This is a genomic window from Streptomyces sp. NBC_01433, from assembly GCF_026340105.1.
In the GTDB taxonomy this organism is placed as follows: Bacteria; Actinomycetota; Actinomycetes; order Streptomycetales; family Streptomycetaceae; genus Streptomyces.
This window is the reverse complement of record NZ_JAPEPM010000002.1, coordinates 2,069,078-2,089,307: the sequence shown is the minus strand read 5'-3', so window position 1 is coordinate 2,089,307 and position 20,230 is coordinate 2,069,078. Positions and strand designations below refer to the sequence as shown.

The 20,230-nt window shown below is 70.8% G+C and carries 18 protein-coding genes; 13 read left to right on the top strand and 5 right to left on the bottom strand.

Annotated features, from left to right (window positions below):
* Positions 1-419: 419 nt before the first annotated feature.
* The 4 genes from OG413_RS36655 (at position 420) to OG413_RS36640 (ending at position 4,432) form a co-directional block, all read left to right on the top strand.
* A complete protein-coding gene (locus tag OG413_RS36655; RefSeq protein ID WP_266813063.1) occupies positions 420-788 on the top strand; it encodes a BlaI/MecI/CopY family transcriptional regulator in 369 nt (122 codons plus the stop codon).
* Entirely contained in the window at positions 785-1,741 is a 957-nt protein-coding gene (locus OG413_RS36650) for a M56 family metallopeptidase (protein WP_266813061.1), read from the top strand. The genes OG413_RS36655 and OG413_RS36650 overlap by 4 nt, the downstream gene beginning before the upstream one ends.
* Before the next feature lie 222 nt (positions 1,742-1,963).
* Complete coding sequence (locus OG413_RS36645; RefSeq protein WP_266813059.1) at positions 1,964-2,944, top strand: LLM class F420-dependent oxidoreductase; 981 nt, start codon at positions 1,964-1,966, stop codon at positions 2,942-2,944.
* Positions 2,945-3,196: 252 nt separating this feature from the next.
* A complete protein-coding gene (locus OG413_RS36640) occupies positions 3,197-4,432 on the top strand; it encodes a serine hydrolase (protein WP_266813057.1) in 1,236 nt (411 codons plus the stop codon).
* Between the two features lie 56 nt (positions 4,433-4,488).
* Here OG413_RS36640 and OG413_RS36635 read toward each other — a convergent pair whose 3' ends face one another.
* A complete protein-coding gene (locus tag OG413_RS36635) occupies positions 4,489-4,983 on the bottom strand; it encodes a MarR family winged helix-turn-helix transcriptional regulator (protein ID WP_073720913.1) in 495 nt (164 codons plus the stop codon).
* 126 nt (positions 4,984-5,109) lie between these two features.
* Between OG413_RS36635 and OG413_RS36630 the strand changes: the two genes are divergently transcribed.
* Genes OG413_RS36630 through OG413_RS36620 form a run of 3 tightly spaced genes read left to right on the top strand, consistent with a single transcriptional unit; the run spans position 5,110 to position 6,916 of the window.
* Positions 5,110-5,922: a cyclase family protein gene (locus tag OG413_RS36630; protein ID WP_266813054.1), complete on the top strand. Its 813-nt coding sequence runs from the start codon at positions 5,110-5,112 to the stop codon at positions 5,920-5,922.
* Positions 5,919-6,080, top strand: coding sequence for a hypothetical protein (locus tag OG413_RS36625; RefSeq protein ID WP_266813052.1), 162 nt, complete (start codon positions 5,919-5,921; stop codon positions 6,078-6,080). The genes OG413_RS36630 and OG413_RS36625 overlap by 4 nt, the downstream gene beginning before the upstream one ends.
* Complete coding sequence (locus OG413_RS36620) at positions 6,077-6,916, top strand: class I SAM-dependent methyltransferase (RefSeq protein ID WP_266813050.1); 840 nt, start codon at positions 6,077-6,079, stop codon at positions 6,914-6,916. Before OG413_RS36625 ends, OG413_RS36620 begins: the two co-directional genes overlap by 4 nt.
* Before the next feature lie 114 nt (positions 6,917-7,030).
* On the opposite strand, the gene OG413_RS36615 is transcribed toward OG413_RS36620, so the two are convergent.
* Positions 7,031-8,239, bottom strand: coding sequence for a cytochrome P450 (locus OG413_RS36615; protein ID WP_266813048.1), 1,209 nt, complete (start codon positions 8,237-8,239; stop codon positions 7,031-7,033).
* Between the two features lie 121 nt (positions 8,240-8,360).
* Entirely contained in the window at positions 8,361-9,551 is a 1,191-nt protein-coding gene (locus OG413_RS36610; protein ID WP_266813047.1) for an acyltransferase, read from the bottom strand.
* A gap of 197 nt (positions 9,552-9,748) precedes the next feature.
* On the opposite strand from OG413_RS36610, the gene OG413_RS36605 reads away from it, so the two are divergent.
* Positions 9,749-11,326, top strand: coding sequence for an MFS transporter (locus tag OG413_RS36605; protein WP_266813045.1), 1,578 nt, complete (start codon positions 9,749-9,751; stop codon positions 11,324-11,326).
* Entirely contained in the window at positions 11,323-12,366 is a 1,044-nt protein-coding gene (locus OG413_RS36600; protein ID WP_266813043.1) for a GDSL-type esterase/lipase family protein, read from the top strand. Before OG413_RS36605 ends, OG413_RS36600 begins: the two co-directional genes overlap by 4 nt.
* 10 nt (positions 12,367-12,376) lie before the next feature.
* Here OG413_RS36600 and OG413_RS36595 read toward each other — a convergent pair whose 3' ends face one another.
* Together OG413_RS36595 and OG413_RS47005 are read right to left on the bottom strand one after the other, a co-directional pair.
* Positions 12,377-12,844, bottom strand: a complete 468-nt coding sequence (locus tag OG413_RS36595; RefSeq protein WP_266813041.1) for a hypothetical protein — start codon at positions 12,842-12,844, stop codon at positions 12,377-12,379.
* 16 nt (positions 12,845-12,860) lie between these two features.
* On the bottom strand, positions 12,861-13,541 hold the full coding sequence (locus tag OG413_RS47005; RefSeq protein WP_323137974.1) for a response regulator transcription factor: 681 nt from the start codon (positions 13,539-13,541) through the stop codon (positions 12,861-12,863).
* A 267-nt stretch (positions 13,542-13,808) separates the two neighbouring features.
* On the opposite strand from OG413_RS47005, the gene hutH reads away from it, so the two are divergent.
* The 4 genes from hutH to OG413_RS36570 are packed head-to-tail and all read left to right on the top strand — an operon-like array spanning position 13,809 to position 20,198.
* The gene (gene hutH / locus OG413_RS36585; RefSeq protein ID WP_266813040.1) at positions 13,809-15,452 is read left to right on the top strand and encodes a histidine ammonia-lyase; all 1,644 of its coding nucleotides are present in this window, start codon (positions 13,809-13,811) and stop codon (positions 15,450-15,452) included.
* Positions 15,436-16,977, top strand: coding sequence for a phenylacetate--CoA ligase family protein (locus OG413_RS36580; RefSeq protein WP_266813038.1), 1,542 nt, complete (start codon positions 15,436-15,438; stop codon positions 16,975-16,977). The genes hutH and OG413_RS36580 overlap by 17 nt, the downstream gene beginning before the upstream one ends.
* Positions 16,978-16,988: 11 nt before the next feature.
* Positions 16,989-18,824 carry an asparagine synthase (glutamine-hydrolyzing) gene (gene asnB, locus OG413_RS36575; protein ID WP_266813036.1) on the top strand — a complete coding sequence of 612 codons (1,836 nt, stop codon included), beginning with the start codon at positions 16,989-16,991 and terminating at the stop codon, positions 18,822-18,824.
* A 30-nt stretch (positions 18,825-18,854) separates the two neighbouring features.
* Entirely contained in the window at positions 18,855-20,198 is a 1,344-nt protein-coding gene (locus OG413_RS36570; protein WP_266813034.1) for a class II 3-deoxy-7-phosphoheptulonate synthase, read from the top strand.
* Positions 20,199-20,230 lie beyond the last annotated feature (32 nt).

Genomic DNA, 20,230 nt, shown 5'->3' with positions numbered 1-20,230 from the left:
CGGCTGCCTCCCTGCCGCAGCCGGGGCGGCGGATGCGGTGCGGTACGGCGCTGTGCTGCGGATACGGCTGTGCTGCGGATACGGACGGCTCCCGGCGAGGTAGCGGGTTCGCCGGATCCGGAGTTCCCGGAAGCCATTAAAATACTAAGCGTGTTAGCACTTGGTTTCCAAGTGTGGTCGGGTGTCGACGGCGCCGTATATCGCTTCCTGATGGCGCGACAAGGTATCGGTCTGTCTCCCGGCCGTCGAGATACTACTAAGTTGCTTGGCTGACTGGGTGGGCGGGGAGGTGTGTGCACCGTGCGCGCGTCGGGGTGCGGTCCGGTGGGCGGCAGGCTCCGGCCGTGGCGGCGGCGAGACTACGATGAGCGGACACCGAAGCCCGGACGGCGCGCTTCCGGAGGGCGAGGGGAGCGTTCGTGCGGCAGCTGGGTGAGCTGGAGGCGGAGATCATGCACCGCCTGTGGGCCTGGGGGCGGCCCGCGACCGCCCGTGATGTCCTGACCGACCTCAACAAGAAGCGCCCCATCGCCTACAGCACGGTCAAGACCGTCGCCGACATCCTCTACGGCAAGGGCATGCTGCGGCGCGAGAAGGAGGGGCGGGCCTGGATCTACGAGCCCACCTGCACGCGCCAGCAGTACACCGCGGCCCTGATGCAGCAGGCCCTCGGCAGTAATCCCGACCCCGCGGGCGCGCTGCTGAGCTTCGTGGAGCAGATGTCGCCCGACGAGGCCGACGCCCTGCGCGCCGCTCTGCGTACGGCCAAGAGGCGGGCCGACGGATGACCGCGGCCGTGGCGCTGGCCGGATACGCCCTCCTGGCCGGAGTCGTGGCGCCGGCCGTTCTGTCGCGGGCGCGGTGGCCCCACCGGGCTCCGGCGGTCGGGGTCCTGGCCTGGCAGGGGCTGATGGTGACGTTCGTCGTCTCCACCGCCCTGGCGGTCTATCACCTGGTCGTCCGCGAACACCATGTGCACGACGGTTTCCTCGGGTTGCTGAGCGCGTGCGGACTCGCTCCTGACGCCCCGACCGCCCCAACCGCCACGACCGCCACGACCGCCCTGACCGGCGACTCCTCGCCTTTCGGCGCCGCTGCCGCTCTGTTGGCCCCGGCGGCGATCGTGCTGCTCCCCTCGGCCTGGCTCGTCCGCACGGTGGCGCGGACCCGCCGTGCCCGTCGCCGTCACCTCGATCTGCTCACCCTGGTCGGCCGTCCGGCTCCCGAGTACGGCGCCACCGTCGTGGAGCACGGCGTCCCGGCCGTCTACTGCCTGCCGGGACGCTCCTGCCGCGTGGTGGTCACCCGGGGCGCGCTGGACGTGCTCTCGGAAGAGCAGCTGCGCGCCGTGCTGGAGCATGAGCGCGGTCACCTCGTGGGCCGCCATCATCTGCTGCACATGGAGACGGAGGCGTTCGCGCTCGCCTTCCCCGGGCTGCCCCTCGCCCGGCACGCCAAGGAACAGACGGCTCTCCTGCTGGAGATGGCCGCGGACGACCGGGCCCTGCGCTCCCACCCCCGGGAGGTGCTGGCCGCCGCGATGTGCGAGGTCGCCGGTGGCCAAGCCCCTCGCGCCGCGCTCGGTGCGGCGGGTGCGGGGGGCGCGGGAGCGCTGATCCGGCTGCGGCGGGTCCTCGCTCCGCAGCCGGAACCCCACCGGGTGACGTGGCTCGGAATCGTGGCCGCGTCGGTTCTCGCCCCGCTGCTGCCGCTGTTTCTCGCGTGCGGGCCTGCGGTCTGACCGTTCCGGCAGGTCTGACCGTTCCGGCAGGTCTGACCGTTCCGGCAGGTCTCACCAGTCCGGCCGGTTCGGCCGGGCGCGGCCGTGTGTACGCGGTTGGTGGGGTGCCGTTGACACGCCCCGCCCCTCCCTCGATACTTCGATGAACATAGAACACTCGAATCATCAGTGGATTCCCCGCAGGCTCCCGATGATTGACGAAGTGTGGGGCGAGAGGAAGACATGAAGCGTCATGGAGTGACGATCCCGCTCAATTCCGTGCCGCTGTCGGGCCATCGGCGGATCGTCGAGGAGCTGCCCGATCTCGGCTACACCGATGCCTGGACGGGGGAGGCGGCCGGGTACGACGGCTTCACGCCGCTGGCTCTCGCGGCGGCCTGGGCGCCGTCGTTGCGGGTGGGTACGGCCGTGGTTCCCGTGCAGACCAGGGGGCCCGCCCTGCTGGCCATGACGGTGGCGACACTGGCCGAGGCGGCGCCGGGGCGGGTCGCCGTGGGGGTCGGCTCGTCGGGCCCGCCGTTCGTCACGCGCATCAACGGCATCCCCTTCGAGCACCCCTATCGCCATGTCCGGGACACCGTACGGTTCTTGAAGGCGGCACTGGCGGGGAAGTCGGTGCGGGGCGTCTTCGACTCGTTCACCATCGAGGACTACCGGCCCGCCCTGCGCCCCGATCCCGTGCCGCCCGTGCTGATCGGGGCGCTGCGGCCGCAGATGCTGCGCCTGGCGGCCCGGGAGGCGGACGGTCTCGTCACCAACTTCCTCGCGGTGGAGGATGTCCGGCCGGTGCTGGCGGCGATGGGTCCGGAAGGGGCCGGCAAGGAAGTGGTCGCCCGGCTCTTCGTCTGTCCGACCTCGGACACCGCGTACGCGCGGGCGCGAGGCCGGGCGATGCTGGGGCCGATCCTCAACGCGCGTACGTACTCGGCGTTCCACGGCTGGCTGGGGCGCGACGAGGAGTTGGCCGCCTCCCGTCGCGCGTGGGCTCGCGGGGACTTCCGGGGTGCCTGCGAGGCGGTGCCCGACGCGCTCGTGGATGCCCTGCTGGTGCACGGCAAGCCCGGCGAGTGCCGGGAGCAGGTGGCCCGCTATGCCGATGCCGGGGTGACCACTCCCTTGCTCGCGGTGCTCCCTGCCCCGGAGTTCGGCGCCGGGCCGGACGGGATGCTGTCGGCGCTGCGGGCGCTGGCCCCGGTGGACTGACGGTGTGCTCGGCCCGAAGGGGTGCGCGGCCAGACGATGTGCGCGGTCCGAAGGTGCCCTGAGGCAGCGGCTGTTCGTGGACCTGACGGTGCCCTGGCGCGGCGGCTGCTCGTGGACCTGACGGTGCCCCTGGCTCAAGGTGGCTGCGGCTCTTGTTGGGTGACGCGGTTGATTCTATAGTTCTATTTATTGCGAACTTTCAAACCAGCCAGGTCCGGCTCAGTCGCCGGGCCCGGCTCGTCAGGAGGCGAAGTGTCCCGCATCAAGACCGAGGTGGACCCGGCGGAGGTAGGGCTGAGTCCCGACCGTCTCCGCCGGATCGACGACTATCTGTCCGCCTACGTGGACGACGGACGGCTGCCCGGCTGGCAGCTCGCCGTGACCCGGAACGGCCGCGTCGCCCATCTCGCCGAATACGGCTCACGGGACGTGGAGAACGGCCTCCCGTCCCACGGGGACACCCTCTACCGGGCCTGGTCGATGACCAAACCGGTCACCTCGGTGGCCGCCATGATCCTGGTCGAGGAAGGCGCGATCGGACTCCAGGACCCGGTCTCCCGGTACATCCCCGCCTTCGCCGACGTACGCGTCTACCAGCGGGGCCCGGTGGACCGGCCGGTGACCGTGCCCGCCGCCGAACCCATCCGCGTACGCCATCTGCTGAGCCACACCTCCGGACTCACCTACGGCTTCCACCGCGCCCACCCCGTGGACGAGATCTACACGAAGAACGGCTACGAATGGGCCACCCCGCCCGGCCTCGACCTCGCCGCCTGCTGTGAGCAGTGGGCCACCTTCCCCCTGCTCTTCGAACCGGGCAGCGCCTGGAACTACGGGGTGTCCAGCGACGTACTCGGCAGGGTCGTCGAAGTCGCCTCGGGCCGGAGCCTGGAGGACTTCTTCGCCCGGCGCATCCTGGAACCTCTGGGGATGGAGGACACGGGCTTCTTCGTACCGCCGGAGAAGGCCGACCGGCTCGCCGCGTTCTACACCGCCGACCCCGCCACCGGCCGGGCCGTCCGTAACGACGGACTCGGGGCCGGGGCACTGCACCGGCCCGCCGCGCTCTCCGGCAGCGCCGGACTGGTGACGACCCTCGCGGACTACCACCGCTTCACGCAGATGCTGCTGGGGGAGGGGATCTTCGAAGGGCAGCGCGTCCTCGGGCCGCGCACCCTGCGCCACATGCTGCGCAACCACCTGCCCGGTGGTGCCGATCTCCAGAGCGTCGGGCGCCCCGTCTTCTCCGAGATGCCGACCGCCGGAGTCGGCTTCGGGCTCGGATTCGCCGTGGTCGAGGACCCTGCGCAAGCCGGTGTCGTGGCGGGTCCGGGGGAGTACGGGTGGCACAGCGCCGCAGGAACGGTCTTCTGGGTCGACCCGAAGGAGCGGCTCACCGCGCTGTTCTTCACCCAGCTGATGCCCTCCAGCGCCCACCCGCTGCACGGGCGGCTCAGGCAGCTCGTCAACCAGGCCATCGTCGACTGACGGGCCGGACGCCCGGCGGCGGTGGCGCCCCTGCGGACGGGCGGCCGTCCGGCGGGTCAGTTCACGTCGAGGATCTTGCCCACCAGGCGGGCCAGGGTCCTGCGCTCGGCAGCGGTCAGAGCCTCGAACGCCCGGTCGAGCAGGTGCGGGACACCGTTCTCCGCCTCTTCGAGCGCCGGTCCCGCCTCAGGTGTCAGCGTCACGGCATAGGCCCGGCGATCCCGGGGGTGCCGCTCACGCCGGACCAGGCCGGAGTCCTCCAGGCCGTCGATACAGCCGACCATCACGCTCCGGTCGATCCGCAGCTGCTCGCTCAGCTCCTGCTGCGAACAGGGGCCGACATCGTTCAGCATTTTCAGTACGAGGTGCTGGGCCACGGTGAGGTGGTGGCCGGACAGCTCCTCGTCGATCGTCCGGGCCACCAGCGTGGTCGCACGGCACATCGCGATGTCCGGACGCTCCTGCGCCAGCTTGGAGAAGTACTGACCCCGTCCCCCGTCCTCCGGCTGCCGGCTGGGCGAAGCGAGGCGGGAAGGCTGCGTGGCGGTCATGGCGGTTCCTCCTGTGGTCCTGGACGGCGGGCCATCCGGGCGCATTCCAGATTGTCCATCCCCAGAACGTTTTCCCTCCCCAGTCTAGCGTCGACTCCCGGAAGCCGACGGAACGGAAGGTTCTCCATGTGCAACCCCCAGACCATCGCCGCCTCGGTTCCGCCGGAATCCGGCCGCCCCTCCGGGCAGAGCCCCGACGGGGCACGGCAGAACGCCCCCGCGGCTCCGCGGGTGACGCTGCCCACCGGCACGGTCCGTGACCTCACCCATGTCGTCGGCCCCGACTGGCCGGTCTTCGACCTCTACGTCCGGCCGATGGAGATCAGGCCGCTGGCCAACCTCGCCGAGCACGAGTACAACGCCCTGGAGCTCACGTACAACGAGCACATCGGCACCCACATCGACGCGCCCCTCCACTTCGACGACGACGGTCTGTCCGTCGAACGGATTCCGGTGGAGACCCTCGTGGCTCCGCTCGCCGTCGTCCGGGTCGGGGAGCGCGCGGCCCGCGACCATGTCACCGAGCTGACCGTGGACGACCTCCTCGCCTGGGAGAGCCGCAACGGCAGGATCCCCGACCGTGCCCTCCTCGCCGTGGACAACGACTGGGCCGTACGCATCAACACCCCCGGCGCCTTCCTGAACTTCGACGAGAAGGAAGGGCTCTACCGCTTCCCGGGGATCTCCGTGGAAGCCGCCGCCTTCCTTGTCGAGGAGCGTTCCGTGGTCGGCGTGGGTACCGACTCGCCCAGCCTGGACCCCGGCTCCCGCCCCGCCGACCCGTACACCCACCGGGTGCTGCTCCCCGCGGGCAAGTACGGCGTCGAGTGCCTGGCGGGCCTGGACACCGTGCCCGACGTCGGCGCCGTCGCCGTCGTCGGAGCTCCCCGCCACGCGGGCGGCACCGGCGGACCGGCCAGGGTGCTGGCCTTCCTGTGATCCGCCCGCAGCCGATCCGCCTGCCGCTGATCCGCCTTCCTGTGAACCGCCCGCAGCCGAACCGCTTGCCGCTGATCCGCCTGCCGCTCACCACCGACCACCGGACCGTCCCGTCCTCGTCCCGCACACGTCCCGACGTCAAGGAGACCCAGGTATGAGCACCTCGCCCGCCCCCGATGCCACCACGACCGCCGAACGCTGGGAATGGAACCAGGAGCGCTACCGGGATGGCGTCTTCAGCCATGCCGTCGCCACCGAACGTGAACGGCTGAGCCTCCTGGAGTCCGTACTCGACCACCACACCCGCGCCCGCTTCGAAAGCCTCGGCCTGACCACCGGCCACCGCGTGCTGGAGGTCGGCGGCGGTGGTGGATCCGTCGCCCGCTGGCTCGCCGGCCGCGGCGCCGAGGTGACCGTCACCGACCTCGACACGACCTTCCTCGACGAGCTCGGCGAGGAGGGGGTCCGGGTGCTGCGCCACGACGTCTACACCGAGGACTTCCCGCCCGGCTCCTTCGACTTCATTCACGCCCGGTACGTCGTGATCCATCTGCCCGACCCCGAGAAGGCGCTGGCCAGGCTTGTCGAATGGCTGGCGCCCGGCGGTGTGCTGGTGCTGGAGGAGCCCGCGTTCTTCCCGATCAAGGACTCCCCGCACCCGGCGTACCAGAAGGTGATGCGCGCCTTCCGCGCCCACCTGGAGAGCGCGGTCGGTACGGATACGGAGTGGGCGCGCACCTTCCCCGTACCGTTCGAGGGCAAGGGCCTGGCCAAGATCGGCTACGACGCGCGGTTCCAGCAGATCAAGGGCGGCGACGACGAGGCCCGCTGGTGGCAGCTGACCCTGGAGCAGACCCGGGAGGCGGTCGTCGCCGAAGGACTGGCCACGGACGACGACTTCGCCGCCGCCTACGCGGAGCTGGCCGACCCGGGGTTCCAGGACCTCTCCCTGGCGGTCTTCACCGCGTGGGGCATCAAGGAGTCCGGAGCCTGACCTGACCCCGCCGCAGCACGAAGGAGCGCCGGACAGGCTGACCTCGGCCCGTCCGGCGCTCCCGTGTGTGGCAGACCCCTCAGCCCGTCCGGCTCGGCCGGGTGCGGGGTCCTGTCACCACTCCACGGGCAGGGACTTCGGCCGCAGGGTCAGCAGTCCGCCCAGCCATTCCACGTCCTCGGCGGGGACGGCGAGCCGCAGCGAGGGCAGCCTCTTGGCCAGGACCCCGAAGGCCACCTGGAGCTCCATCCGGGCCACCCCGACGCCGGGGCAGTAGTGGGTGCCATGACCGAACGCCGCGTGCACCGCGTCGGTGCGGGTGATGTCCAGTTCGTCGGGGCGCGAGACATGGCGGGTGTCGCGGCCCGCCGCGTGCATCACCGGAATGACGCCCTCGCCGGGCGCGATCGTGGTGCCCGCGAGTTCCAGTTCCTCGGTCGCGATGCGCATGAAGCCGATCTCCGACGGCGGTGCGTAGCGCAGCAGTTCCTCGGTGGCCCCGGGCACCAGGTCCGGGTTCTCGCTCAGCAGGCGCCACTGGTCGGGGTGGCGCAGCAGCTGGTAGAGCGCGCGGACGATGGCGCTGACCGTCGTGTCGTGCCCGGCCACCAGCAGGTTGATGCCGAGCCAGACCAGCTCCCGCTCGCCGAGGCGGTCGTTGTCGTCGCGGGCGGTGATCAGGGCGCTGAGCAGGTCGTCGCTGGGCGCTTCCCGGCGCCGGGCGATCAGTCCGGCGACGTAGGCGGCCGACTCGGAGCGCGCGGCGAGACGTTCCTCGGGGGTGTGGGCGGTGATGCTGACCAGCCGGTCCGTCCACTCCTGGAGGCGTTCACGGTCCTCGACGGGTGCCCCGACCATCTCGCAGATGACCCAGACGGGCAGGACGGCGGCGAAGTCGTGGTGCAGATCGGCGGGGCGCGGGCCAGCCTCCAGCCGGTCGATGAGCTCATGGGCGATCTCCTCGACCCTGGCCCGCCACTTCTCCGCCTTGCGCGGGGTGAAGGCGGGCGCGATGAGCCGGCGCAGCCTGGCGTGGTCCTCGCCCTCCTGGTTGAGGAGGTTGTAGGGGTTGTCGGAGAAGTCCTCGCCCTTGACCGTACGCACGGCTCCCGGTTCGCGCAGGGCCGCGCGGGAGAGCCTGCGGTCGGCCATGGCGGCCACGACCTCGTCGTAGCCCGTGACCATCAGGGCGGTGTCCCCGCTGGGCAACTGGACCCGGGTGACGGGGCACTTGGCGCGCAGTTCCTCGTACTCCTGCGGCGGCTCGGCGAACGGCCTCACGGGGAAGGGATATTGGGGCAGGGTCAGGGGCTGGTCGGTCACGGGGACTGCCTCTCTGCTGCGGGTCGGGTCGGCCTGTGGGGTCGGTCTGTGGGGTCGGTCTGTGTGTGGGGGGCGGGGCGGTCTGCGGGGCGGTTCTCCGTGGCGCCCGGTCGGCTCGGGATCAGGAGGGCGGGCTGCCGCCGGAGAGGGCGGGCGCGGGGGTGGCGGGCGGCGGAGCGGTCGGTGGGGCGGGTGGGGCGGCCGGGCCGGATCCCGACCGTCCCAGGAGCCTCATCGCGGGCCGTTCCACCAGGACGTGCAGCGCCCAGGAGAGCGCCAGGGACAGCGCGAACGCGGCGACGAGCAGGGCCAGGGCCGCCGGGGTGGACCAGGTCCGCCCCTCCCCGAGCAGCCGGTGACCGTGCTGGAGCAGCAGCCGGTGCGTGAGGTAGAAGGCGAAGGACCACTCGCCGAGCCGGATCAGGAGCGGGCTCGCCAGGAACGAGCGGCGCCCGCCGGTGTCGGCGCGGGCGACCGCCACGACGAGCAGGCCGATCGGGACGACCGTCGCGCTGGTCAGCCCGTGGAGGAAGGGGAGCCGCAGGGAGACCGCGTAACCGATGGCCAGCAGGATCACGGCAGTCGGCACTCCGACGGTGATGCGGCGGCCGGTCAGCAGCATGCGGGCGAGGAGGATGCCGAAGCCGAACTCCAGGGCCCGGCCGACCGGGAGGACGTAGACGAACCAGAACTGCTCCTGCGAACCCGTGCCGAAGGGGAGTGCCTCACCGGCCGGCAGCAGTTCGGAGAGCCACGGCAGGGTGGGTACGGCCACGGCGGTGCCGGCCGCCCAGAGCCACAGCCGTTCGGGCCTGATCCGCAGGACGGCGCGGATCAGAAAGGGAAAGGCGAGGTAGAAGAACACCTCGCAGGAGAGCGACCAGCTGACGTCGTTGAGGCTGGAGAAGACGTCACGGTCGGGAACCCAGGTCTGGACGAGGAAGAAGTTGGGGACCGCCGCGCGGGCTTCGGCCGGTGTGCCCGCCGAGGCGAGCAGAAGCAGGGCCGCGCCCCAGGTCAGCAGGTGCAGCGGATAGACCTTCGCGGCGCGGCGCCGCCAGAAGCGGGGTGCCGTGTCCTCCTTTCGGGACGACCAGGTGAGGACGAATCCGCTGAGGACGAAGAAGAAGCTGACCCCCAGCCAGCCCGCGTTCGCCACCACGTCCGCGTACGCCCTGTTGATCCCGTCATCGGCGAAGGGCGACTCCAGTGAGGCGTGGAAGGCGAAGACGAGGAGGACGGCGACGAAGCGCAGTCCGGTGAGTGAGGGAAGACGTGACCGGTCGTCGGACCGGGGTGGTGCCGTGGGCATGTGCGCTCCGGATGTGGGACACCGTGAACTTTTATAGTTCGTCAACAATCGAAGCATAGGGATGCCTCCGTTCGCCCACAAGGTCGAACAGCTTGCGTTCCGTCAAGATTGTTTGCTGCCAGACGGTATGGCTGCTACGTTCGTGGAAAATAATCGGCTAGCAGACAGTTGTCTGCCGGATCGAATGGCGGCAAACGATGTCGGACCCACAGTCGGCCTCGCGTCCATCCGGAACACTGGGCGCCCGCAAGGGACTTGCCCTCCTTGTGCTCTGCGCGCAGCTGTTCCTGGACTCCATGGACGTCTCGTTGATGGGCGTGGCCCTGCCCGAACTGAAGGACGACCTGGGGCTGAGCCCGGAAGAACTGCAATGGATCATCTCCGGCTACGCGGTCGCGTACGGAGGTTTCCTGCTGCTCGGCGGCCGGGCCGCCGACCTGTTCGGCAGGCGCCGGATGTTCTTCTGGGGCACCGCGGTGTTCGCCGTGGCCAGCCTGGCGGGCGGATTCGTCTCGGACGGCGGGCTGTTGATCGTCAGCCGGGTCATCAAGGGAATCGCGGCGGCGTTCATCGCCCCGGCAGCCCTGTCGATCATCATGACGACGTTCAAGGAAGGCCCCGAGCGCAACCGGGCGGTGGGCATCTTCTCCCTCACCGGCGCCAGCGGCTACGCGGCCGGGCTCGTGCTCTCGGGTGTGCTCACCCAGCTGAACTGGCGGCTCACGTTCTTCGTCCCCTTCGTCATCGCCGCCCTGGTCTTCGCGGCCGTCCGGTACGCGGTGTCCCCCGACGAGCCCCGTACCGGCGACCGTCCCGGATTCGACGCCTTCGGAGCGCTGACCGCGACCAGCGGTGTGCTGCTCCTGGTCTTCGCGCTCACCCGCGCCCCCGAGGTGGGCTGGGGCTCGGCGGTGACCGTACTGTCCCTGGTCGCGGCGGTGGCACTGCTCGTCGCGTTCGTGGTCATCCAGAGCCGCCGCAGCGAGCCGCTGGTCCAGCTCTCCATCTTCCGCTCGCGCACCCTGTCGACGGCCAACATCATCGGCCTGACCTGGGCCTGCGCCACGATCGGCTGGCAGTTCGTCGCCCTGCTCTACCTCCAGCAGGTCCTCGGCTACAACGCCCTGGGCGCCGGGACGGCGATCGTCCCGATGGCCGCGGCGATCCTCGTCACCGTGAACCTGACCCCGCGCATCATCAACCGCTGGGGCCTGCGGGTTCCGGCCGTCGTCGGTCTGCTGCTCCAGGGGCTGGGCATCCTGCTGTTCCTGCGGGCGGGTGAGCACAGCAGTTACGTCGCGGTCCTGCTGCCCGCGCTCGTCCTGCACGGCATCGGCAACGGCCTGAGCTTCCCGAGCTTCAACATCGCCGGTGTCAGCGGCGTCGCCGACGAGCAGCAGGGCCTCGCGACCTCGCTGATCCAGTCGGCGCTGCAACTCGGCGGTGGCCTCGGCGTCGCCGTGGCGGCGGCCGTGCTGGCCTCCGGCGGAGCGGACGGCGGACTCACCTCGTACCACCACGCCTTCCTGGCCGTGGGCATCTTCTCGCTAGTCGGCGCGCTGGCCGCCGCACTGGGTCTCGGTCCGGCCAGGAGCGCCGGTGGCGGAGCGGCGGCCACGGAAGAGGACGCCGGTGATGGGGGTGCGACTGCCTTTACGGACAAGGCTGTTGATACGGACCAGGCTGTTGATACGGACCAGGCTGTTGGTTCGGGCGAGGGCGCCGTCACGGGTGAGGGTGGCAGCCCCGCCGTGCTGGAGGGCGACCGCGCATGACCACCGGCGCCGGTACCACCCGCACCACGGACACGGGGGCGGAAACGCTCGCCCCCGACGATCCGCGCCTGTCCTGGGACGGCATCGGCGGCTGGAGCGGTGACTCCGGCCGCCGGCTGCCCCTGCGGATGCCGGTGGAGCGGCTCGCCACGGCGATGTCGGCCAACTTCTCCCGGATCGCGCTGACCACCGCGGGAGTACGTTTCGCGGTCCGTACCGACGCCGCCGATCTCACGCTGGACGTGGAGAACGATCCCGGCGGCTCGCCGCTGGACATCCGGGTCGACGGCACCCTGGTCCACCGATGGACCGGTGGCCCCGGCAGGCAGCGGGTCACGTTCCCGCTGCCCGCCGCGGGGCCGGGCCCGGCCGAGGTCGAGGTCTGGCTCCCGCACCTGGGCATCACCCGGATCGGCGCCGTCTCCTTCCGCGGTCACCGGTCCCTGCGGGCGGCGGACCGCGGAGGGCCCCGCTGGGTCGCGTACGGGAGTTCACTCACCCAGTGCATGTACGCGGCGGGGCCCTCCGAGACCTGGCCCGCCCTGGTCGCGGCGGGCCGGGGGTGGCGGCTGCGCAACCTGGGGTTCGCCGGGGAGGCGTACCTCGACCCGGTCGTCGCGCGGGCGGTCCGGGACGCGCCGGCCGAGGTGATCACGCTGGAGCTGGGCATCAACGCCTACATCCGGGGGGCGTTCACCGCGCGGAGCTGGGGCCCGGCCGTCTGCGGCTTCATCGACACGATCCGCGACGGCCATCCGGACACGCCCGTCGTCGTGCTCACCCCGCTGTCGTCGCCCGACCGTGAGAAGGCCGTCAACAGCGCCGGGCTGACGCTGGAGGACACCCGCGCGATCACCGAGGAGGCGGTGCGGGTCCTCCAGCGCCTGGGGGACCCCGCACTCCACCCGGTGGACGGGCTCGCGCTCGCCCCCGTCGCGGACGCCGCGCGTCTCTACGCCGACGGCCTCCATCCCACCGCCGAGGGCGAACACGTCCTCGCCGAACGGATCGGCGCCGCGCTCGGCGCGATCCCCCTGTAGCGGGTCGCGCTCAGTCAGTGAAGCCGATCCGGGCCAGGACGCCCCAGCGGCCGTCCTGCCGGGTGAGGACGTAGAGCGACTCGAAGGAGCCGAGCGGCTTGTCCTCGCTGTCGTAGCGGGCGAACCTGACCTGGGCGTGCACCTGATCGGGGGACGTCTGGATCAGGTCGACCCGTTCCCAGCCGCTGCGGTCCCAGCCGGTCGCCAGCAACTGCCCCACCTCGGGCGTCGAGTTCTCGATGTAGATCTCGGGCGTCTCCCAGACGGTGACCGCGCCGTCGTGGACCCGGACGTGCGGATAGTGGAGGGTCTTCGCCCAGTCGGGCACGGAGCGGCTGTTGAGGGCGTCGAGGAAGGCGTCGAGCGCGGCGCGGGCCTCCCGGGCGGCGGGAACGGGTGCGGAGGCGTGGGCGGGGACGGGTGCGGAGGTGTGGGCGGATGCGGACTCGGGGATGGGTGCGGTCGCGTGGACGGACATGGAGGACCCTCTCTGTTCAGACCGTGGCGCGGTGGGTTCCGCTGGCACGGGCGACTGCCTGTATACGGTTTTTCATTCCGAGTTTTCGGAGGATGTTGGACACATGGAATTTGACGGTCTTCTGGCTCAGGGAGAAGACGTCGGCAATCTCCGCATTTGAATCCCCGGAGGCCATCAGGGCGAATATCTCCCGCTCCCGTCCGGTGAGTGTCTCCATGTGCGGCCAGATTTCCGAAGCGGGCTTCGGGAGGTAGGGGAGAATGCCGTCGATGACTTGGAGTGCTATGCCGTGCGGCAGGAATGCTTCATTCCGGAAAACCACCCTCACTGCGGTGACGAGTTCGTCCAGCGGGGCGTCGTGGCAGACGAAGCCCCGGACGTCCGCCTGGAGGTAGGCGAAGATCCGGTCGATCCCGGGGTCCCGCATCACGACGATGATCTTCGGTCCGCGGGCGCCGGACCCCTGCGGGAACCGATGTACCAGATCGGCGACCGCATCGGCCACCGGAACAGCCGGGACGTCCTCCAGCAGCGCCACGTCGGGACAGTCCGCCGGCCCGTCGTCCGCCGGCAGGATCTCCAGACCGGGTGTCCGGCCCAGGGCCGTGGCGAGGCCGGCGGTGAACAGCGAACGGCAGCCGAGGGCCAGGACCCGGATGGTCCCGTGCCGCCCGCGGTCCGTATCGGTATGCGGCATCCAAGCCTCCGGATCGTTGACGACGTGGACCGTGCCAGGGCGAGAATATTGCCGGAGTAATCCGAATCTCAAAGGTTCCGGGCAAGAAATAAACTTGTAACGATGTTCACAGCGCGGTGACAGTTCGGCGGTCCACGCCGATGGTCCGGGTCGGCCCCGGTCCCCGGACCTGGGACAACCAGGTCCGACGGCAGAAGAAATTCGGCACTCCCATCGCGAAGTATTGGGGCGCAATCGAAAAGCCCCCGCTTCCCTGGAGTTCCGAAGGTGAATGACTGGACCGACCCCGCCCGCATCGCGCTGGACGGCGCTTCCCTGACCCTTCACGACGTGGTGCGGCTGGCCCGCCCCGCGTCACGGGAGCCCGCGGTCCGTGCCGTCCTGCACCCCGGTGCCGTCACGGCCGCCGAGCGCAGTGTGCGGCTGCGCGACCGGCTCATGGCCGAGCGAAAACCGATCTACGGGGTCACCACCGGGTTCGGCGACAGCGTCACGAACCAGATCAGCCCCGAGCGTGCCGCACAGCTCCAGCACAACCTGATCCGCTACCACCTCAACGGGGTCGGCCCGAACGCACCGGCCGACGTCGTCCGCGCGACGCTCCTCATCCGCGCCAACTGCCTGGCGCGCGGCAACTCCGGCATCCGCCCGCTGGTGATCGACCGGCTCCTGGACCATCTGAACGCCGACATCGTCCCCCTGGTCCCCGAGCGCGGATCACTCGGCGCCAGCGGCGACCTGGTGCCGCTGTGCTACGTCGCCGCCACCCTCCTGGGAGAGGGCGACGCCGAGGTCGGCAAACACGTCCTGCCGGTCGCCGACGCCCAGCGCGAGGCCGGGATCTCCCCGGTCGTCCTGGAGGCGAAGGAGGGCCTGGCCCTCATCAACGGCACCGCCTTCACCACCGCCTTCGCCGTGCTCGCCGCGCACGACGCGGCCCGGATCGTCACCGCCGCCGAGATCACCACCGCCTTCGTCAGCGAGGCGCTCCTGGGCAACGCCTCCCACTTCGCCGACTTCCTCCACCGGGCCAAGCCCCACCCCGGGCAGGTCGCCAGCGCCGCCCACCTGCGGCGGCTCCTCGACGGATCGCGGCTCTCCACCACGTACGAACAGATCCTGGCCGAGACCACGTCGCTGGAGGGCAGCGACTACCGCGAGCTGGACCGGCGTATCCAGGACCACTACTCCGTACGCTGCGCCCCGCATGTGATCGGAGTGCTCCGCGACACCCTGTCCTGGGTGGACCCCTGGCTCACCACCGAGGTCAACGCCTCCACGGACAACCCGCTGTTCTCCGTCGACGAGGAACGGCCGCACCACGGCGGCAACTTCTACGCGGGCCATGTCGGCCAGGCCATGGACAGCCTGAAGATCGCCACGGCCAACGTCGCCGACCTGCTCGACCGGCAGCTCGCCCTGATCATCGACCCGAAGTTCAGCGGCGGGCTCCCCGCCAATCTCGTACCGCCCGAACTCAGCGCCGAGGCCGGGCTGCACCACGGATTCAAGGGCATGCAGATCGCCGCGTCCGCCGTCACCGCCGAAGCGCTCAAGACGGCGCTCCCCGCCACCGTGTTCTCCCGGTCCACCGAGGCGCACAACCAGGACAAGGTCAGCATGGCCACGACCGCCGCCCGGGACGCCCGCACGGTCAACGAACTCACCGGCCAGGTCACGGCGATCACCCTGCTCGCGGCCGCCCAGGCCATCGATCTGCGGGGACTGGACCGGGCCGCACCCTGGACCCGCGAGGTGCACGCCCTGATCCGCTCGCACGTGCCGTACGCCGACCGCGACCGCCGGATGGACCAGGACATCGCGGTCGTCGCCCGCCTCATATCCGACGGAAGCCTGGCCCGCGCCGCCGGGGCCGCTGACGAGAGGGACACCCATGCTGTTGCTTCGTGACACGACGACCACCCGTGAACTGGCCGACGCGGTACGCGACCACACCGCCCTGGTCCGCGACAGCCACGCCGGACACCCCGACCAAGCCTCCCTGGGACGGAAGTTCACCGCCACCCTCCGGGCGGCCGCCGGCTCCGGTCTCTACGCGGACACCCTCGGGCCCGCCCTGGTGGCGAAGGCCGCCGGGACGGAACCGGAGCGGGCCATCGGCGACCTCCTCACCCAGCTGCCCTTCCTGCCCAAGAAGGCCCTCAGCGAGGGCGGACACCGGGCCTTCACCCGCGGCCTGTCGGAATTCCTGCACTACTACGAGTCCTCGGGCACGACCGGGAACCCCGTCGCCGCGCCCAAGGCCCTGGACGACCTCGTCGCCAACACCATCAACATCGGTGAGCTGTGGGCCCGGATCCTCTCCCCGGCCGACCGGGCCCTCATCCTGATCAACGCGCCGTTCGCCCCGGCCGCGTACCAGTTCGAGAAGGTCCTCGAATACCTCCAGGTCCTCTCGCTGCGCCCCTGGGTGGACAACATCACCGGCGACTACACCCGGGTGCTCAGACTCACCCGCGAGCTGGGCGTCAACGTCTTCGTCGGGCCCCCGTCCCGGCTGCTGGAGATGATCCAGTTCGCCTACCGCAACGACGAGCCGGTCCCGGCCTTCGAGAAGCTGTTCCTGATGGCCGAGCAGACCGGCCCCGCCTTCGTCCGCCACCTGGAACGCCTCACCGGCGCCCGTGCCTATGTCGCCGCGTACGGCTCGTCCGAGACCGGCACCACCGCCGTCACCTGCGAACACCGCAACCTGCACCTCCAGACCCAGAGTTACGTCCTGGAGCTGGACGACGCATCGGGTACCCGCCGCGTCGACGGCCGCCCCGACCGGGGCGAACTCGTCGTCACCACCCTCGACATCCTCGCCAGGCCCCTGCTGCGCTACCGCACCGGCGACCTCGTGGAGATCACCGGAACCGACTGCCCCTGCGGCGTGGCCACCCCTCTGCTGCGCACCCTCGGACGGTCCCAGGACCTCATCACCCTGGAGGGCAACGGCATCCGGCAGAACGACTTCGAGTCCGCGATCTGGGCCGACGACGGGAACGGCGACGCGGGTGATACGGGCGACGCGGGCGAAACGGCCGCGACGGCTGAGCAGGCCGGGGTCGGGACCGACGCCGACGGCCCACGGGTCACCGCCCCCCGGCCCGGGACGACACACGTCCTGAACTACATGCTCGTCATCCGCGACCGCACCATCCTGTGCCTGGCGACGACCACAGGCGAGGCGGACGCGGGTTGGACCGAGGCCACCACCCGCCGTATCGCCGGACTCTTCCCCGGCTACGAACTCGCCCTGCGCCCGGTCGAGAAGCTGCCCCCGCTCGCTTCGCTCGGCCAGTACCTCGGCTGGAAGCTCTCCCGGGTGCTCGACCTCAACGACGACCGCAACTGGGACCGGCTGCCCGCCCCGATCAGAGGGGTCGTCGAGACGACCCTCGCCGAGTACGCGTCCACCACCCAGAGCTGAGGAGACCGATCATGTGTGGCATAGCAGGGTGGCTGGACCGGGAACGCGACCTGACCCGCGAGACGGAGACCGTACGCCGCATGGCGGACACGCTGGCCCGCCGCGGACCCGACGACTCCGGGGTCTGGGCCGCGCCCAGGATCGGCCTCGGACACCGCCGGCTCGCCGTGACCGACCCCGAGCACGGCCAACAGCCCATGACCGCTACCGGCCCGGACGACGGGCGCGACACCGCGGTGGTCTCCTTCAGCGGGGAGATCCACAACCACCGAGAACTGCGCGCCGAACTCCGCTCCCGGGGGCACCGCTTCCGTACCGCCTCCGACACCGAGGTCATCCTCGCCGCCCACCGGGAATGGGGGGCCGAAGCGATCACCCGCTTCGCCGGAATGTTCGCGTACGCCCTCTGGGACATCGGCACACAGACCCTCTACCTCGGCCGCGACCCGCTCGGCATCAAACCGCTGTACTACGCGGAACACGCCACCGGAGTCGTCTTCGGCTCCGAACCCAAAGCGCTCTTCGCCTCCGGACTCGTGCGGCCCGAGGTCGATGCCGAAGGGCTGGTGGACGTCTTCACCGTCGCCGCCAAGCGCCCCGGCGACGCCGTCTACCGCACGATCCGCCAGGTCCTGCCCGGTCACATCCTGCGCTTCGACCACAACGGTGCCACCTCGCACCGCTACTGGCAGCTCGTCACCGCACCGCACGAGGACGACCAGGAGACGACCGTGGCCACCGTCCGGTCCCTGCTGGACCGGATCGTCGCGGAGCAGACCGTCGCCGACGTGCCCCTGGGCGCACTGCTGTCCGGCGGCATCGACTCCAGCGCCATCACCGCGATCGGCGCGTCCGCCATGGCCGCCGAAGGGCTCGGCACCCTCGCCACCTACTCCGTCGACTTCGCCGGAAGCGAGGACGACTTCACCGCCGACGCCCTGCACGTCTCCCGCGACGCCCCCTTCGTCCGGGCCGTCGTCGACCACGTCGGCACCAAGCACCAGGAAGTACTGGTCGAACCCGCCTCCCTGCTCTCCGAGTCCGGCATCGCGCTGCGCGCCCGCGACTACCCCGGTGTGGGCGACCTGGACGTCTCGCTGTACCTCCTGTTCCGGGAGGTGCGCCGGCACCTCACCGTCGCGCTGTCCGGAGAGGGCGCGGACGACGCCTTCGGCGGCTACCCCTGGTTCGCGAGCGAGGCCGAGCGGCCCAGCGGCGGCTTTCCCTGGTCGGCCGGGGTCAAGGACCGCAACGCCGTACTGTCGCCGCGGCTGCGCCCCCATCTGGACCTGCACGAACGGCTGGAGAGCCGCTATCGCGAGGCCCTGGACGAAGTCCCCCATCTCGACGGCGAGAGCGGAGTCGACCGCCGGATGCGCGAGGTCTACTACCTCCAGCACACCCGGTTCCTGCCCTTCCTCCTCGACCGGAAGGACCGCATGAGCATGGCCAACGGCCTGGAGGTCCGCGTCCCCTACTGCGACCACCGCCTGGTCGAGTACGTGTGGAACGTGCCCTGGCAGCTGAAGCGGCTCGGCGGCCGGGAGAAGGGACTCCTGCGCGCCGCCGTCGAGGACGCCCTGCCCACCGAGGTCGTCCACCGCCCCAAGAGCGGCTTCCCCGTCGGGCAGAGCCCCGAGTATCTGGAGTCCGTACGCACCGCGGTCTCCGACATGATCGAGGACCCGGGCTCGCCCGCGATGGAACTGCTGGACGCGGACACCCTGCGCGCCATGGTCAGGAACCAGGACTGGGTCAACGGCACCTTCACCCCGCCGCCGATCCTGCCGCGCGCCCTCCAGCTCAACGAATGGCTCACCGCATACGACGTACAGGTGGTCCTGTGAACGCGCCCCGCCGATCGGCGGGGGGCTGAGGTGCGGGCCGCGGTCCCCGGTTCCGCAGCGACCGGGCAGCAGCCCGCGTATCCCGACCCCGAGGCCCTGAACGGCGTGCTCGCGGAGCTCGCCGCGTATCCGCCGCTCGTCTTCGCGGGCGAGTGCGATCAGTTGCGCGACCGCCTCGCGGCCGTGGCCCGCGGGGAGGCGTTCCTGCTTCAGGGGGGCGACTGCGCCGAGGTGTTCGACCGGGTCTCGGCGGAGTACGTGCAGGGCACCCTGCAGACGATGCTCCAGATGAGCGCCGTGCTCACCTACGCCGCTTCGGTGCCGGTGGTCAAGATCGGCAGGATCGCCGGCCAGTACGCCAAGCCCCGTTCCAGCCCGACCGAGACCCGGGACGGGGTGACGCTGCCCTCCTACCGGGGCGACGCGGTGAACGGCCTCGCCTTCACCGAGGAGGCCCGTACCCCCGATCCGGAACGGCTCAGGCGGATGTACCGGGCGTCCGCGTCGACGCTGAACCTGGTGCGCGCGTTCACCACCGGTGGCTACGCCGATCCGAGTCGGGTCCACACCTGGAACCGGGAGTTCGTGAAGTCCTCGCCGTCCGGGCGGCGTTACGAGGCACTGGCCCGGGAGATCGACAAGGCGCTGGCCTTCATGAAGGCGTGCGGCACGGACCCGGAGCAGCTCAGGGCGGTGGAGTTCTACTCCTCGCACGAGGGGCTGCTGCTGGACTACGAGACGGCGCTGACCCGTACCGACGAGCGCACGGGGGAGCTGTACGACACCTCCGGGCACATGATCTGGATCGGTGAGCGCACCCGCGCGCTCGACGGTGCGCACATCGAGTTCGCCTCGAAGATCCGCAACCCCGTCGGCGTCAAGCTCGGCCCGTCGACGGACGTCGACGAGGTGCTCGCGTATCTCGACCGGCTCGATCCGGAGCGTGAACCGGGCCGGCTGACGTTCATCGTCCGGATGGGGGCGGCGAAGGTCCGTGACCTGCTGCCCGGACTGGTGGAGAAGGTCACGGCCTCCGGAGCCCGCCCGGTATGGGTGACGGACCCGATGCACGGCAACACCTTCGAGGCGGCCTCCGGCCACAAGACGCGTCGCTTCGACGATGTGCTGGACGAGGTGAGGGGCTTCTTCGAGGTGCACCGCAGCCTGGGTACGCACCCGGGCGGCATCCACGTCGAGCTGACCGGTGACGATGTCACCGAGTGCGTCGGCGGCGGCCACGAGATCTTCGTGGACGATCTGCACCGGCGGTACGAGACGGCGTGCGACCCGCGGCTGAACCGCGGCCAGTCCCTCGATCTGGCCTTCCGGGTGGCCGAGTTCACCAGGAAGGGAGGGACGCCGCCGACCACCTGAGCGCGGACTCCGGCCCAGACCTGAGCGCCGGA

Excerpts from the sequence above, each read along its gene's own strand:
- OG413_RS36600 (WP_266813043.1), top strand. The coding sequence starts at position 11,323 with ATGACCACCGGCGCCGGTACCACCCGCACCACGGACACGGGGGCGGAA.
- OG413_RS36620 (WP_266813050.1), top strand. The coding sequence starts at position 6,077 with ATGAGCACCTCGCCCGCCCCCGATGCCACCACGACCGCCGAACGCTGG.
- OG413_RS36645 (WP_266813059.1), top strand. The coding sequence starts at position 1,964 with ATGAAGCGTCATGGAGTGACGATCCCGCTCAATTCCGTGCCGCTGTCG.
- OG413_RS36635 (WP_073720913.1), bottom strand. The coding sequence starts at position 4,983 with ATGACCGCCACGCAGCCTTCCCGCCTCGCTTCGCCCAGCCGGCAGCCG.
- OG413_RS36595 (WP_266813041.1), bottom strand. The coding sequence starts at position 12,844 with ATGTCCGTCCACGCGACCGCACCCATCCCCGAGTCCGCATCCGCCCAC.
- OG413_RS36650 (WP_266813061.1), top strand. The coding sequence starts at position 785 with ATGACCGCGGCCGTGGCGCTGGCCGGATACGCCCTCCTGGCCGGAGTC.
- OG413_RS47005 (WP_323137974.1), bottom strand. The coding sequence starts at position 13,541 with ATGCCGCATACCGATACGGACCGCGGGCGGCACGGGACCATCCGGGTC.
- OG413_RS36610 (WP_266813047.1), bottom strand. The coding sequence starts at position 9,551 with ATGCCCACGGCACCACCCCGGTCCGACGACCGGTCACGTCTTCCCTCA.
- OG413_RS36605 (WP_266813045.1), top strand. The coding sequence starts at position 9,749 with ATGTCGGACCCACAGTCGGCCTCGCGTCCATCCGGAACACTGGGCGCC.
- OG413_RS36580 (WP_266813038.1), top strand. The coding sequence starts at position 15,436 with ATGCTGTTGCTTCGTGACACGACGACCACCCGTGAACTGGCCGACGCG.
- asnB (WP_266813036.1), top strand. The coding sequence starts at position 16,989 with ATGTGTGGCATAGCAGGGTGGCTGGACCGGGAACGCGACCTGACCCGC.
- OG413_RS36630 (WP_266813054.1), top strand. The coding sequence starts at position 5,110 with ATGTGCAACCCCCAGACCATCGCCGCCTCGGTTCCGCCGGAATCCGGC.